Below are 14045 nucleotides of genomic sequence, written 5' to 3' on the forward strand. Positions count from 1 at the left end.
ATTCAGCTTGCAGCATTAGCATGAGTTTATATTATACTTGCGGAATCCACAAGTTCTGCGAGAACCACTATTAGCGTTAGAAGTTTGAGGGCTCTCATAGGACTTATGTTAAATATTGCATGTGCTTTTGTATCTCGAATACCTTGTACCGTTCCTGCGAAAATTAGTTTGTATCCATCTAATTCATCTTTATCGATTTGTGTACTATTTTTTGTCCAACTGAGAATGGGATTTTGGCTATCAAATACTCGGTGCATCAAACTGACTCCTGATAACTCTCGTCCTTTGTTGTCCTTGGGGTAATTAGCTTTCTTTTTTATCATTTCTTCTAGTCTAATTGCCGCGTCTAAAACAGCATTACGGTAATTTCTGCCATTAAACAGCCCTGCAGATACTGTTTTGATTTCCGGATGTGTTATTATTTGTTCGAATAGGGCTTGGGCTTTTTCGTCTTCTTTGGTTATTGGAGGCTGGGTTTTTTCTTGAGCATTAGTAATATCTTCTAAAGTTTTTTCGTAAATCTTATTCGCGTAATTGCTCTTTTCTTCAGTAGTCTGTAGCTTCGAACGGAAAAATACAAAGAAGTCAGTTAAAGATGGAAACTGTTTGGGCACTTTGATTCCACAGGCAACACAGTTTTCGTCAATTTTTTTGCTTAATGCTGTATATTCCTTCTCTTTGTCGTTTGCTTCAATTCTTCCCTCAGCGACATGAGTGATTAATGTAGTGATGTTTTTAATCTGGTCCCTGAGCTCAGGGAGCTTGGTCGTGTCAGTCATATGCAATCCAGCCCTCCTTTATTTTATTTTTAGCTATAAAGATTTAACGAATTTATCTCCTCTTTCTAAACAGATATAACGAAGATAGACCTACAGATTAGCGGTGTATCTTAATGGTTGTTGATTATAATCCTTGGGAAGCGCAAGTTGGAGATATAAAAGGTCAGTATGACCGCGGTGAAATAATTCCCGATCCCGATTGGCAGAGAGGGTACATCTGGACCTTAAAAGATGAAAGGTTATTAATTGATTCAATACTTAGAAAAATTCCTATTCCTAAGTTCTATCTTACGGAAGAGTACGATAGCAAGAAGGGTGCTTGTATACATTATGTAGTAGATGGTCAACAGCGTATAAAGGCGATATATCGCTTTCTTAACAACGAATATACAATCGAAATAGGTGATAAACAATATCTTTTCAAGGATTTGGATAGCAAAACTCAACAAAAAATAATTATTTATAAGTTGAGTGGTCACTACATGGTTGATTTCACCACTCCGGATATTGTTTTCCTATTTGAGCGGTTAAACCGCACGGGTATTAAGCTAACAAATATGGAATTGTGGAATAGTCGGTACTATGGAACAAAAATTCTTACCTTAATTCGCGATATTTATGAAAATGTTTTTGATTTTCCAACCAAGCGTGATTACAGAGATTATGATGATACAGACACTCAAAAACTTCAGAAATCTTATGTTGCAGCTGTTTATACGGAAGAGCAAATCAAGAGAATGCTTCCATTAGACGATATTGTGGACTTATTGAATTGTCTCCATAGAGGAAAGGTGGATAGTGGCAATAAGGCTGATTTAGAATCGTTCCTTTGGAGTAAAAAAGAGATAGCAGACGCCGAAAGTATAGCTCTTAAAGAGAAAGTCAAATCAATTATAACCAATATTAAGGACATTTTTACTAAAAAGGACTTAGAGGATTCACTTTTCAGTAAAAGAACACATTTTATTAGTTTATTACTTGCATTCGGGCTGTTTCCCCCAAGTCACAACATATCCAAGAATTCGCTGACTATCAAAAAGGAATTATTGAATTTCATTGAAAACCAACCGGAAGATTATAAAGAAAGTGTAGCTGGGGGCATTAGGCACAAGGAAAGACGAGAGTTAAGGGTAAAATACTTCCATGAAATTATTTCTAAGTATTCTAATAAACCCTAAACTATCTTTATTTTTTCCATTCAATATGTCCATTAACTTTATTTTTTTCATAGACTTCTAATATTTGTCTACAAAAATCCATTGTTTGACTATCTTCGATTGCTTTCGATTTTTCGTACAATCGTATAAAGTATTTTTTACCTGATTCAGTTTGTTTATAATTCTTCTTCTGGAAGTTATGCTGAGCACAAAGTGTTTCACCATTATCGATTGTAGCTTTTCCGCCTTGGTCTTTGGGTTTAATATGATCTACTTGTAATTCGACGCCGTTTTCTCGTCCTCTTCCGCAAATAACACACTTGTATCCATCACGTTTCATAATTTCTTCTTTTTGCACTGGAGTAAAATCTTCTAAATCTCTTTTTTGAACAAACTCTGGTTCATATCGATAAATGCCTTTCGATACTTTGACTAATAATCCGCTTTGTGATAATTTTCGTATGGCTCGATCTGGGTCACGTAAGATTTTACCGGTTCGTTTGAGCCATTCTGCAGTTGCCCAATCAACTATTTCCGGATGAGGTATGTTCTTATTTGGGTTCTTTTTGAAGTATTCCATTAGTAGGTTTGACTGGGATCCGTTGTTTTCGTCTACGCTTTTTAGTCCCATTGTTTTCCTCTTGCTTAACAAGAGCGCTTTCAAATATATGTGCTTGGTCAATTAAGCGTTTCTTTGCTATTTTGCAGTACTCTAAGTCTATGTCTATGCCGATGCTTCTTCTGTTATCTAATGTGGCAGCTACTATGGTGCTTCCTGAGCCTAAAAATGGATCTAATATTAAGTCATCAACGAAGCTAAATAGTTTTATACAGCGATGGGGGAGCTCAATCGGAAACGGTGCTGGATGGCCGGTTCTTTTTGCACTTTCTCCATTAAAAGTCCATAATCCGTTTGTCCAATCCATAAAATCCTTTCTAGCTATGTCTGAAATCTTACTGCCGCTTGTTTTTTTCCAACTGTTCTTATAGAGAACTACAATTAACTCTACAGGGGCAATAACGAAAGGTGCTGAAGCTTTCATCCATGAACCCCATGCAGTTCTTCGCGATATATTACCTTCGTTCCAAACAATTGTTGAGTGATATTTGAATCCAACTTTTTTGGCAATTGTTGTTAAATCTGCTCCAACACTTTGCTGGCCATTTTTGTTTTTATCAAGCGGTATATTGAGGCAAAAACGCCCATCGTTCTTTAACCAATTAAAACATCGAGTCATCCATTTATTCGAGAATTCCAAATAATCCTCGTATGAGATTTTGTCGTTATGATTATTGTATTTAATATCAACATTGTAGGGCGGTGAGGTTATGATTAGATCTATGGTTTCTTTATCTAATTGTTTTGTTGTAAGAACGTCTTCGTTAACGATTGTAACCTTGGGGTTTTTGAAGAAGGGCTCTTGCATTTCGGTTTCTCTCTGTAGAGGTTTTTTCTTTTTCATTTAACTTTTTCTGATAGATAATCGCTTTATTTTCTTTTTTTTGAAAGTTTAGCTACTTTGGTTTTCTGAATATTTGGTATCCATCTATCTCTGTAAATTTAGTGAAGCCTGCTTCAGCTAATTCGCACATTTCTTTTAGTGTCGTGGGCGTTCCTACTTGAACAGTCCTTGAAATGTATTCGTCGGTTTTGAAGTTGATTAAGTGAGTGTAGATTAGAGTATGTTCGATTCGTTTGTGTCCGAGTTGTTGTTTTACAAGTAGGATATCCTTAGTTTTCGCATATAGCATTGTTGCGTAATAATGTCTTAAGTCGTATAATCTAAACTTGGTTAGCTCTTGTTGGTTGAGTTTCTTGGCCAATTGATTTCTTCTAAGAACCCATATATGGCATTGCTTTTTTGTTGGGGGAAACAAAACATCTGTTTGTTTAAAGCAGCACTTTGTAAGGTACTCTTTAAGCATTGCCAAGGTTGGTTGTGGTAGCTTTAGAATTCTTGCGGCTCCATTCTTGGCTGTTTTTGGTGTTATCGTTCCGTTTTCTTGATTAATATTTTTTAGTCGTAGCCTATGTAGTTCGACTGGTCTTAGTCCTGTGTCTCTTAATATGCTAAAAATGGTTACGTATTTTCTGGTAAAAGTCGCGATTATAGCGTTGACTTGTTCGGTTGTTGGTACATTTGGGAGTCTTTCCTCTCTTGTAAAAAATGGTTTTTCCCATTTCAAGCCGTAGAATTTTACAAAGTGGTCGTATGCGTTAGCGTATGCTTCTTTGTTCGCATTGCTTGATTGCAGATTAGTAATGTATTCCTTGACAGGCTCTGGGTTGTTTATTTTGGTGCTTTTTGCAAGGTGCCTTAGCCTTCTGCTGTAGCCGTTTATGGTGTCTTCTGCTTTCCCTTGCTTTTTAAGGTCTAAAATAACCTCTAACGTTTGAGCGGATTCAAAATGGGGGCGAGCGGGGGTAAAAGTGGACCGAGCGGGACTTGAACCCGCGACTTCCGCGTTGCGAACGCGGCGATCATACCGCTGATCTACCGGCCCGTATTTGCTGGAAATAGTTTGGATTGTGAATTTAGAGGTTTCGGTTTGTGATTGCTTGTTTAACAAAAAATATGTCTCGGGCTCTTCCCAGCGTAGGCACTCAGAAATGTGTTCTTGTGCTTATCGGTGGTACCAGTCAAAGATGGCTTCGCAGGCTTTATTTGAGTAGCCGCAGTTTGGGAGTTTTTCAAACACCCTGTCTTCTTTGACCTCATTTTTAGAGCGCATACGTACAGTTTCTAAAAAATCTGAATATAAATGATGTGAATTATTGATTGATATTGCTTATCTGTACAACAAAACTACAATTAGCGCCATTTAGACGAAAATGAAAATTATAAAAACGATAGCATTTTGGAGGTCCAGCGAACCTATTTGTAGCCTATTTGGATCCTATTAGTGGTTCTATGCAGAAACCTAAGGGGGGTAGGTCACTATTGGCAAAAAACAAGCATGTTGAAAACCAGTAGAAATATCCGCTTCCAAAGGCAAGGGTAAATCAGGATGTCACTTTCAAAACCGTTTTGGCAGAAAAGGATTCAAAGCTTAAATGTTGGCGCCGCATTTTCTTCGCGTGAGGAACAAGTCTTTGGCTAACGAGAAAATCCAAGATGGCGATTACGTGCTTATCTATCTTGATGCACGGCGCACTTACATGATTAAGGTGCAGGCAGGACAAACCTTCCATACCCACAAGGGCTACCTAAAACTTGACGAGCTAATCGGCAAAGAATACGGCGAACCAATCAAAAGCAGCCTCGGCATAAACTTCACCACCCTAAAACCCTCCCTAACCGATTACATTATGAAATCCAGCCGCAACACCCAAATCATATACCCCAAAGACGCCGCGCTTATCGTCATGCTTAGCGGAATTGGCCCCGGCAGCCGCGTCGTCGAATCAGGCACAGGCACAGGCTCACTAACCACCGCGCTGGCGCATTACGTCGGTGACACGGGCAAAGTCTACACCTATGAGCTTCGAGAAGAATTCCAAAAAAACGCCGCCAAAAACCTCCAACGAAGCAAACTAATTGACCGCGTTGAAATGAAGTCTGGCGATGTAACATTAGGCTACCAAGAACGCGACGTAGACGCAGTGATTTTAGACCTTGCAGTTCCCTGGCTTGTTGTTCCCCATGCCTACACCGCACTAAAACCCTCAGGAATCTTAGTTTCGTTTAGTCCCACCATCGACCAGGTTGTTCGCACCACCGAAGCCATGCGTGAAAACGGGTTTGTTTTCATCGAAACCATCGAGCTGCTCATGCGCACCATGCAAGTGGAACGCGGAAAAACCCGCCCCAACACCATGATGACAGGACACACCGGCTACATTACACACGCAAGAAAAATCATAAAACCACCCCAAGAAGAACCAGCCCCACAAAATCAGGTGCCTGAGGCAGAACCTGAAAATCTAACACAAGAAATAGAAGAATTGGCAGAAGAAGAAACTGCCTAAGTTTTTGTTTTCCCTTTTACTTTTCGGCCGTTGTCTGGCATTGGCATGCTTAGTTGCCAGACGGCTTGTTTGAATTGTTCGCCGCTTCCGCCGCGGGTTAAGCCGTAGTATGCACCAAGGATTTTGCCAAAGTAGGGGATAACCACGCGGTCAAAGGTTTTGTAGAGCATCGGGTTGTTGATGCGGTTTTCTAGGAAGGTGGGTTTCCAGATTTTAACGTTGTATTCCCAGCATTTAATGAAGAAGTCCCAACGAGCCTTTGATAGCGAATCCATTTCGGTGCCCTTCTGTTTCATGAGCACACAGTTTTCCAGCGGCACAAAAAACAACGGCACATAAAACGCGTTGTAGTCTTTGAGTTTATCCATCAACTCCAACGTCTGAAGCATGTCTTCTTCTTTCTCATCAGGTAACCCGATGATAAGCGTAGCAAGCGGGAACCAGTCATTATCATTTAAAATACCAAACGCGTTGGTAACGACGTCTTGCCACTGTTCAGGCTGGAACGGCAACATTTTGCCCCCCATGTACTTTTTCATGAGACGAGGGCTGCCGGTTTCGATGCCGGTTTCGGCGGTGATTATGGGTTTTTTGCCGAAGCTATACCAGCTTTTCTCGATAAGGACTTCGGCAAGTTCCTTTATCATTTGGGGATCATGCCAAACCGGCGCCAAAGACATGTGGGCGGCTTGGATGCTTTTTACACCCGGATAGTCTGCGACGCTTTTACAAAGTTTCACCACGGCTTCCCGGTTTGGAACAAATTTGGGGTCTTTTGCGCCGTAGAGGAATAGGTCTTCGGTGATTAGCGTGATGTGGTCGCTGCCCTGAGCAGTGCTTAGGGCGACTTCAGACATGATTTTTTCAAGCGGCACATCAATTTTGTGCTGCATTGTCGGGGTGCAGAATTGGCAGTTGCGACCGCAGCCTTTGGAGATTTCGACCGCGCCATGAATAGCAACATGCTTGGTTATGGGCATCTCAGCGTTGTAGTTCCAGTTATCTAAAGATTCATCCGCTTTAACAATACGTGGAATCAGTTCCCCGTTTAGAGCTTTTTTGAAGACCTCTACAATTACTTTAGGTCGACCGCCCATAAGGACGCAGTCCACGCCGTAACTTTCAGAAACATGTTGACGCTCAAGCTGCCATGAACCATATCCGCCCACAATTATTTTCGGCTTGTACTTTTTTAGGGCAGGATTGGTGACGAGTTTGCGGAATTCAATGCGGTTCATGGGTTCGCCGCCGCCTACGATTGAGCTGTAGGTTTTGCTTACATAGCCCATACCGGTGGGGTCCATGCTGGAGATGCCGACGACTTTAGTGTCAGGACCCACAAAGTATTCAAGGTTTTCAGGGTGCACGACGGCAATGTCGTCAGGGTTGAAACCGCCCTCAATAAGTATGGATTCAACTTTTCGAAGCCCATAGGGGGCGTATTGCGCTTCCCTATTATTTTTGTCCCCGCAACTGGGGTAGAGGGTTTTGCGTACGTAGGACAGGGGGATGGGGCCTTTACCGAATCCACCTACGAACGCAATGAAGGGATTATTGAGAAAATCACTCATTTCTGTTGCGGACGCTGTGAGAACGATTTTTTTGCCCGATGCTGTTTGCAACCTTGTCTTCCTCGCGTAAAAATAATGATTGTTTCATAGCCCTTTTAAGAATTACTATCAAGGTATCGCTAACGACTACAAAATATACCGTACTTGCCGCTAGAATCGCTTAAGTTGGTTCTTGAAATCAAAAAAATTTGCTCAAAATAGACCCGCGCGCTTGTGCGGATGGTGTTTCTGTATTTGTGTAGAGCATTTAGTCTGCAAAGAACATTTTCTGTAACGTTTATTAATACTTCATACACACGTTTTTCAATACACAGGTAGAAAACATGAAACTAAAAAAAGCAAGCATGACCGGCATCTTCGCATTAGCATTCATAGGCATTGCCCTATCAGTTGTTACCGCGGGCGTTCTAGTTTCTCAACAAATCTCAAGCAGCGGTAGCATAATTAGCGGCGTTAGCAGCAACCCAAGCAGCAACCCCACGGACAGCCCTAGCGGGGGCGGTGTCAGCAGCACCGTGGACCTCAGCCTCTATAGCGATTCAGCAGCAACCACCCCATGTTCAAGCATCGAATGGGGATCGTTTAATCCAGGCGCATCAGCAAACCGAACAATATACGTAAAAAACACCGGAAATGTTGCAGAAACCCTAACTTTAACAACAACAGACTGGAGCCCAGACGGCGCTGCCAGTGTAGTGACTTTGACGTGGGATAAAGAAAACAGCACGTTAGCAGCAGGCGCAGTAACCGAAGCTATACTTACCTTGACTGTGGCTAATGAAACGGGAAGCATCACCGACTTTAACTTTAACATAGTCATTTCGGGATCAGCTTAGGTGCCGTGAAAGCAATTTTGCTCTCTCTTTCTTGTTATATATGGAAACGATGGGGGAATAAGCGTTAAATAGTTCAAATAGTAAGATACGCTTTGAGGCATTAAGCAGTAATTTGCAAATCTCAGACGCGTCACCCAGTTTTCTAACAAAAAAAGCATCCATCGAAGAACAAAAAGAGATTGTAGAGAAGCTAAAAGGAGACTGGAAACTGCTCTGGAGCGAACGGTTCAAAGACAAAGTAAGAGCCGAGGACGTATCCATTGACGCGTTCCCTACACTAATGGTTGAGCAGGGCACGATTATCCATGCCACACGCGATTTCAAAACGCTTAACTTCAAAGAAATCTTAGACCAATACAAAGTGGAAAACCCAGAGCGCTTCATCCAACCAGACCCCCACACAGGCGGCTGGAACAAATTCGTAAAAGCCAACATCACCAACCAAAAAAATACCAAAAAACACCAAACTCAACAAATCCAGCCAAAAAGCAACAAACCCAAAAAACAACAACCCACCAAAGCACGCGGCTGGCTACATACAGCCTAACAAAGCCGATTGGTTTCCCTAAATTTTAAATAATTATGAAGAGCATTGGGGCTGGAGGGTAGGTCTTGTCTTGGCTTGATGCTCTTACGCTAAGGGATGGCGAAGAAATTGTTGATTCTTGGCAGGGCATCCGAGAAATTATTGGAGAAACCTTTGAAGTACCAGTCGGAAAAAATCAAAAAGAGAAAAAGAAAATAACAACAAAAGAACGCAAAGAGGGCGTTTTAGTTTTGACGACGCAAAGGCTGCTTTTTGTAGAAGGACAAGAACCCGACGGGTCAACACTCGGTGAAGCCATTCATGTTTCTTTGATGGATGTCGATAAGATTGGGTTTGAAAGAGCACCCGTAAAATCGGTTGATAAAACCGAAGGGTACGAAACACACGTTTTCAGTCTCAAAAAAGTGGGCAAAAAGAAAGACTTTGATAAATTCAAAAAACTACTAGACGAGCATATCAAAAAACGCCGTGACGATCTATCAGTCAAAGCAAAAAAAGCTATTCGCTTCAAAATCAGTTAAAGCTGCCGTTCAATCATATACACAACGATTTGTTTGATGAACTCTTTATCTTCTGAGTTGGGCGCGCTACCATAGGCGACATCGAATTGCTTTAGGGCTTCTCTTGCAAGCTCCACGGCGACGCTTCGGGCGTAATCTATTGAGTCATACTTATCCATTAGAGAGTAGACCCATAGAATGTCTTCTGGGATACGCTTCTCGCGGGGTTTTCCTAGAAAGGCGCGAAGTCTTCTTTTCTCAGTGGAGTCGCAGCTGTTTAGAAGATTGATTAACATGAGAGTACGTTTGCCTTCCCAAATGTCGCCGCCAATTTCTTTGCCGTAGCGCTGGTATTCAGCAACTAAATTGAGGACATCATCTTGGATTTGGAAAGCTACACCCATAAAGTAGGCGAATTGGTTGAATCGGTCAAGGTTAAGGGAGCCGCCTGACCCGATTAAGGCGCCAATGCGGCAGGGATGTATGCAGGTGTACCATGCGGTCTTTTTTAGGGTCATTCGGAAGTAGTCAGCGTCTGTTATCTCTGTGTTGTTGTCGCGCATCCAGCCCAATTCGAGGGCTTGCCCCTCCGCTGTCTCAGTTACCATGTGGAGAACTTCGGAGAATACTTCGCCAGCGATGTTGGCGCCCAATACATCACGATTTTCTACTAAAGGGTAAATGCTTAAAGCGCTCATGGCGTCAGCGAGGTTTATCGCGATGGGCGCGCCGTAAATGGAGTGGATTGTGGGTTTTCCTCGACGAAAATCGCTGCCGTCTTCAACATCATCATGAATAAGAAAAGTGTTATGTAACAGTTCCAGCGCGGCAGCAGATTTGAGGACGCTGTGAGTGCTTCCACCAAATGCACGACATGTTGCTATGCATAAGCCAGGTCGGAGACCTTTACCGCCGCGGTTAGGATAAATGGGTAAAAGGTCGTATAGGTATTTGCGCGGTTCTTTTCTTGAATGAAGGTAGGGCTGTAATGTTTCTAGGGTAAGCTGTTTGTAGTAATCCAATTTGTCTTCTACAAACTTGAAGCGATTACCCTGCATTACCAGCACTTTTAGTTTTTTGATTACTCAACTTTGATAACGATTTCCGTTTTAAGCTCAGGCATGTTTGACGCTAATACCAAACCAGTGTATGTTCCAGCAGAAGTTTCTTCAGGGATCATGACGGTTACGGTTGCTTGCAAAGTTTGATTTGGTGGAATTTTAATGGTAAGAGGCGCAAACGTTACTAAACCAGAAGGTAAACGCTCACCGGCGCTGCTGATGAGGTCTGTGCTGAAAAGCTTGAACTCGTCGGTTTCGGTGTCTTTGCTGTTTTCAAAAGACATCTCAATTATTGCACTCTGACCTGCCTTTACGGCTTCTGCGGTCAGGGTAGGTTTTTGTTTTTCGGTTTTTACCGGTTTAACAGTTATATTTTCCACTCGTGCAACTGTTGAATCAGCAAGGTTTGGTACACTTTTAAGAGTTGCGCCGACTACATCGATGAATATGTCCACTACTTCGTGGGCGTCGCGTCGGAATCTCTGCATAACTTCGTCAGGTTTCTCAGAGCGGAATTTTTCAATTTGCGGAATCTTGTTTTCAGTTTGACTCGCAATCCTTATGCCCGCCGCCATTTCTGACTCTAGAATCGAAGCGGCCTGTTGAACAACTTTGGAGCTAGTTTCCGAGAAGCTTTTGTAGGCGCCTAAGAAGTCACCGTAGGTTTTTTGAGCCATATTTTTGGCAGTTTCACCAATTTTTTCTGCGGCAGGTTGTTGAGACTGAGAGTTATTGGGGTTAGTAGTTGTTTCGTTATCGGTTGACATACGGTACACCAATCAATTTAACGCTGGATTTCTATCGGGCTACTGTGTATTTAATTTTTTTGTAGGCGCTAAAACAGACGAAAATGCTGGCGGATTGCTTAGCAGGGGGTTAGATTACAGTTATCACAGTCACCAGTGCCAGGACAATGCGGATGCAAGCGATTTGGAGGAATCTTTGCTTGAATTACCACACAATACCTTCGACGGCGAAGCCAAAGAAACAACAAAATAAACGGCAATAGCAGAGGAATACCTAGGAGAAAGAGGATATTAAAGTCAGGATGGTCTGTTGGAATTTGAACAGTCTGTGTGTAAGTGGCTGCGCCAATGTTGCTTGTGACTGTCAGCGCGACTTTATACTCGCCTCCTGCGGTGTACGTGTGACTGGCGATTTTGTTGGTGCCAGTGGCGCCGTCGCCGAAATCCCAAGCGTAACTTATTATTGTTCCAGTGCTGGTACTTTTTGAACCGTCAAAGTTGACAGTCTCATTAACTATGGGTTGGTCAGGCGCATAAGTGAAGAATGCTTGGGTGTGACCGTAGAGTAACGTAAAAGAGGTATTGCTTATAACTCGCACGGTTTGGGGGCTATTCATGGGGAAACAAGGGGCTTCAGCAGTTACAAGGTACATTCCTTCGGTAATGTTGATGAAGACTGCTGTGCCATCATGAGCAGTTGTTTCTGTTCGGTTTTGTTGTCCAATTATTGATACGGTGGCGCCTGAAACGGCGCTATAACTTGAGCCATCAAGCACCGTGACGGTTAAATTCCCATAAGCCGGAGCCGCACTTACACTACCAACCGCAGAGAACCACAGAATTAAAACTACCACTAAGAATGCAAGTGTAATTAGAACCATGCGTGCTTTGCTCATTTTCACGGTAGCTCATCCAGCTTGTTAATCTGCATCTTAAGCGCCTACAGGTTATAAAATAATGGGTACAGAACAGATTATTTTTGGCGTTTCTTAAAAAGCGCGAAAGCGCCTAAGCAGGCAACCATCGCAACTAATCCGCCGCCCATGTCGTATTCGGGGGCATTGAAGAAGATTTTGTCTGAGTAGGTTATGATGGTGCTGGTACTGTCGACTTGTGAGGGGTCCTTGTCGTTAGTTAGAGCGTTTTGGGCAACAAAAAAGGATATCACAATTAGACCTAAGAGTGCAAGCAATAAGAGGGGTTTGAGTTGTTGCACCTTTTGTGTTCTCCTTTCAATGCCTTCTCAGCATGTAAGTGGTATATATGTTTAATTCTGGGAGGGCATCCGCTTTAGAACGGGATTGGGCGTTGTTTAAGAAATAAAATTAAGTGTAGTTCAGCAAAGTCAAAACGGTATTATTATTTTCGCGTCTTTGTGCCTTGTTGAGGTGAACTCATGAAATCGAAAAAATACATTGTACTATTTTTGACCATAGCGATGGTGGGGACCCTTCTTGCCGCGACCTCTTATGCTGCACTTAGTTCAAGTAAAACATTTCCAGCATCAGGACGCATTGTTAGCGTAAACGTTGGCGTCTATACCGACAGTGCATGTACCCAGCAGGCTACGGCTATTGATTGGGGAAGCCTTGAACCGGGAGAAAATAAAACCGTAACATTATACATCAAAAACACTGGTAACAGCCCGGTAACGCTTGGCATGACAACAAACACTTGGTCACCTTCTGACGCGACCCAATCCATATCAATATCTTGGAACCGCAACGGCGCAGTTCTAGCAGCAGGTGCAGTAGTGAGTGCTAATGTACAATTAACCATTTCACCAACCACAACACTAAGCGACTTCAGCTTTAACATTGTAATAACTGGAAGTAGAAGCTAAAACAAACATCCAAAATTTTTTTCTAAACAATCCCATTTGAGGCGTACAGAAAAAAGAGAAAAAGAAAGAAAAGAGAGAAAACGTAGCGTTCTTTATTGGTGCTTGCGGTTGCTTAAACGCGTGGCAGGGGCAGATGGTTTCTTGCTTTAAAGATTACGAGACCGGCGAAGCATGCGGAGAGTGCTAAGAGGGCGCCTAAGGTGTATTCAGGAGTTACAAAGATAGGGGTACCTTGCAACTGTGAATATTTGAAGTGCCCAATTAGGGTGTGTGGCGCGACAAAGTCTGTCACAACACTTACCCAGGTGCCTGTCTGCGGGTTCCAGTATTGCATTATGCTACCGCTGTTAAAGGCGTCGTTGGTTATGGATACGTCTATGAGAGTTCCTCCATCAATCAAGTTGGCGTGGACCTTCACGTCAAAAAATAGTCCTGCTACTGAAAGTGTGCCTGTGTTTGCTGGTTGAGTTGTGCCAAAGTATGCTGTGGTGACAGTGACTTGGCTGTCGGGTGGGACGGTGTCGCGGTCAAGAAACACTGTGGTGATGACACCGGTGGAGGGCTGGTTTATTGTGACTACGCCGCTAGAGTCTGGTGTGGCTGTGTCTGATTGTGAAGCTTGGCAGGGTGAGACTATTGTGAATTCCCAGTAGTTGTTTATGTTTAGGATAAGGGGTGCTCCGTCTGATTCGACGCTTATCCAGATATCGTAGGTTTGGTTGGTTGCTAAGCCTGCAGTGTCCATGACAAAGTCGCCACTTGAAGCAGATTGTACCCAGCTATAGCCGGGAACCTCGAGGTCATCAGCAGCTGTTGTTAACCAGATTGTGACTGGCCCAGGCATGTTTGTGACCCAGTGGAGGGTTATGCCTACCCCTTGGTTGTACTCGGTTTGCTGGTCGATGGGGTAAACGTATCCTGAGGGAGGCGGCGGAGATTTAGCGTAAATGAAGCCTAACGTTGAAGAGACTGCCAGTATCGCGATTGCAAAAGCAAGCAAAAACTTGTGTTTCATTCAAGTTACTCCTTAAAAAT

15 protein-coding genes, 1 tRNA gene and 1 pseudogene are annotated in these 14045 nt (G+C 42.8%); 6 read left to right on the forward strand and 11 right to left on the reverse strand.

Features of this window, described 5'->3' with window-relative positions; all coding sequences use genetic code 11:
• Window positions 1–26: 26 nt before the first annotated feature.
• Window positions 27–779, reverse strand: coding sequence for a TIGR02391 family protein (locus NWE92_12445; protein MCW4030442.1), 753 nt, complete (start codon window positions 777–779; stop codon window positions 27–29).
• Between the two features lie 113 nt (window positions 780–892).
• Here NWE92_12445 and NWE92_12450 point away from each other — a divergent pair, with 113 nt between their 5' ends.
• On the forward strand, window positions 893–1957 hold the full coding sequence (locus NWE92_12450; GenBank protein MCW4030443.1) for a DUF262 domain-containing protein: 1065 nt from the start codon (window positions 893–895) through the stop codon (window positions 1955–1957).
• Between the two features lie 7 nt (window positions 1958–1964).
• On the opposite strand, the gene NWE92_12455 is transcribed toward NWE92_12450, so the two are convergent.
• From NWE92_12455 to NWE92_12470, 4 genes are all read right to left on the reverse strand, one after another.
• Window positions 1965–2516 (reverse strand): HNH endonuclease, encoded by a 552-nt coding sequence (locus tag NWE92_12455; GenBank protein ID MCW4030444.1) that lies wholly within the window; start codon window positions 2514–2516, stop codon window positions 1965–1967.
• Window positions 2488–3399 (reverse strand): site-specific DNA-methyltransferase, encoded by a 912-nt coding sequence (locus tag NWE92_12460; GenBank protein ID MCW4030445.1) that lies wholly within the window; start codon window positions 3397–3399, stop codon window positions 2488–2490. Before NWE92_12460 ends, NWE92_12455 begins: the two co-directional genes overlap by 29 nt.
• Window positions 3400–3451: 52 nt before the next feature.
• Window positions 3452–4123, reverse strand: coding sequence for a site-specific integrase (locus tag NWE92_12465; GenBank protein MCW4030446.1), 672 nt, complete (start codon window positions 4121–4123; stop codon window positions 3452–3454).
• Window positions 4124–4368: 245 nt separating this feature from the next.
• Window positions 4369–4441: transfer RNA gene (locus NWE92_12470), tRNA-Ala, on the reverse strand.
• A gap of 574 nt (window positions 4442–5015) precedes the next feature.
• On the opposite strand from NWE92_12470, the gene NWE92_12475 reads away from it, so the two are divergent.
• Complete coding sequence (locus NWE92_12475) at window positions 5016–5906, forward strand: tRNA (adenine-N1)-methyltransferase (GenBank protein ID MCW4030447.1); 891 nt, start codon at window positions 5016–5018, stop codon at window positions 5904–5906.
• On the opposite strand, the gene NWE92_12480 is transcribed toward NWE92_12475, so the two are convergent.
• Entirely contained in the window at window positions 5903–7528 is a 1626-nt protein-coding gene (locus tag NWE92_12480) for a B12-binding domain-containing radical SAM protein (GenBank protein MCW4030448.1), read from the reverse strand. The genes NWE92_12475 and NWE92_12480 overlap by 4 nt on opposite strands.
• A gap of 272 nt (window positions 7529–7800) precedes the next feature.
• Here NWE92_12480 and NWE92_12485 point away from each other — a divergent pair, with 272 nt between their 5' ends.
• The 3 genes from NWE92_12485 (at window position 7801) to NWE92_12495 (ending at window position 9381) form a co-directional block, all read left to right on the forward strand.
• Window positions 7801–8313 carry a hypothetical protein gene (locus tag NWE92_12485; GenBank protein ID MCW4030449.1) on the forward strand — a complete coding sequence of 171 codons (513 nt, stop codon included), beginning with the start codon at window positions 7801–7803 and terminating at the stop codon, window positions 8311–8313.
• Between the two features lie 112 nt (window positions 8314–8425).
• Window positions 8426–8860 carry a hypothetical protein gene (locus NWE92_12490; protein ID MCW4030450.1) on the forward strand — a complete coding sequence of 145 codons (435 nt, stop codon included), beginning with the start codon at window positions 8426–8428 and terminating at the stop codon, window positions 8858–8860.
• Between the two features lie 65 nt (window positions 8861–8925).
• Complete coding sequence (locus tag NWE92_12495; protein ID MCW4030451.1) at window positions 8926–9381, forward strand: hypothetical protein; 456 nt, start codon at window positions 8926–8928, stop codon at window positions 9379–9381.
• On the opposite strand, the gene NWE92_12500 is transcribed toward NWE92_12495, so the two are convergent.
• The 4 genes and pseudogenes from NWE92_12500 to NWE92_12515 all read right to left on the reverse strand — a co-directional run bounded on the left by NWE92_12500 (window position 9378) and on the right by NWE92_12515 (window position 12383).
• The gene (locus NWE92_12500) at window positions 9378–10418 is read right to left on the reverse strand and encodes a polyprenyl synthetase family protein (protein ID MCW4030452.1); all 1041 of its coding nucleotides are present in this window, start codon (window positions 10416–10418) and stop codon (window positions 9378–9380) included. The genes NWE92_12495 and NWE92_12500 overlap by 4 nt on opposite strands.
• Before the next feature lie 23 nt (window positions 10419–10441).
• Entirely contained in the window at window positions 10442–11188 is a 747-nt protein-coding gene (locus NWE92_12505) for a hypothetical protein (GenBank protein MCW4030453.1), read from the reverse strand.
• A gap of 293 nt (window positions 11189–11481) precedes the next feature.
• Window positions 11482–11685, reverse strand: a pseudogene (locus tag NWE92_12510) (PKD domain-containing protein).
• 455 nt (window positions 11686–12140) lie between these two features.
• Complete coding sequence (locus NWE92_12515; protein MCW4030454.1) at window positions 12141–12383, reverse strand: hypothetical protein; 243 nt, start codon at window positions 12381–12383, stop codon at window positions 12141–12143.
• Window positions 12384–12563: 180 nt separating this feature from the next.
• Here NWE92_12515 and NWE92_12520 point away from each other — a divergent pair, with 180 nt between their 5' ends.
• Window positions 12564–13010 carry a hypothetical protein gene (locus tag NWE92_12520; GenBank protein ID MCW4030455.1) on the forward strand — a complete coding sequence of 149 codons (447 nt, stop codon included), beginning with the start codon at window positions 12564–12566 and terminating at the stop codon, window positions 13008–13010.
• Window positions 13011–13122: 112 nt separating this feature from the next.
• Here the strand turns inward: NWE92_12520 and NWE92_12525 are convergent, their stop codons facing one another.
• Window positions 13123–14025, reverse strand: a complete 903-nt coding sequence (locus tag NWE92_12525; GenBank protein ID MCW4030456.1) for a hypothetical protein — start codon at window positions 14023–14025, stop codon at window positions 13123–13125.
• Window positions 14026–14045 lie beyond the last annotated feature (20 nt).

The sequence above is a fragment of the Candidatus Bathyarchaeota archaeon genome, assembly GCA_026014745.1.
Lineage (GTDB): Archaea > Thermoproteota > Bathyarchaeia > Bathyarchaeales > Bathycorpusculaceae > Bathycorpusculum.

Excerpts from the sequence above, each read along its gene's own strand:
- NWE92_12455 (MCW4030444.1), bottom strand. The coding sequence starts at position 2,516 with ATGGAATACTTCAAAAAGAACCCAAATAAGAACATACCTCATCCGGAA.
- NWE92_12525 (MCW4030456.1), bottom strand. The coding sequence starts at position 14,025 with ATGAAACACAAGTTTTTGCTTGCTTTTGCAATCGCGATACTGGCAGTC.
- NWE92_12485 (MCW4030449.1), top strand. The coding sequence starts at position 7,801 with ATGAAACTAAAAAAAGCAAGCATGACCGGCATCTTCGCATTAGCATTC.
- NWE92_12460 (MCW4030445.1), bottom strand. The coding sequence starts at position 3,399 with ATGAAAAAGAAAAAACCTCTACAGAGAGAAACCGAAATGCAAGAGCCC.
- NWE92_12505 (MCW4030453.1), bottom strand. The coding sequence starts at position 11,188 with ATGTCAACCGATAACGAAACAACTACTAACCCCAATAACTCTCAGTCT.
- NWE92_12500 (MCW4030452.1), bottom strand. The coding sequence starts at position 10,418 with ATGCAGGGTAATCGCTTCAAGTTTGTAGAAGACAAATTGGATTACTAC.
- NWE92_12445 (MCW4030442.1), bottom strand. The coding sequence starts at position 779 with ATGACTGACACGACCAAGCTCCCTGAGCTCAGGGACCAGATTAAAAAC.
- NWE92_12450 (MCW4030443.1), top strand. The coding sequence starts at position 893 with ATGGTTGTTGATTATAATCCTTGGGAAGCGCAAGTTGGAGATATAAAA.
- NWE92_12520 (MCW4030455.1), top strand. The coding sequence starts at position 12,564 with ATGAAATCGAAAAAATACATTGTACTATTTTTGACCATAGCGATGGTG.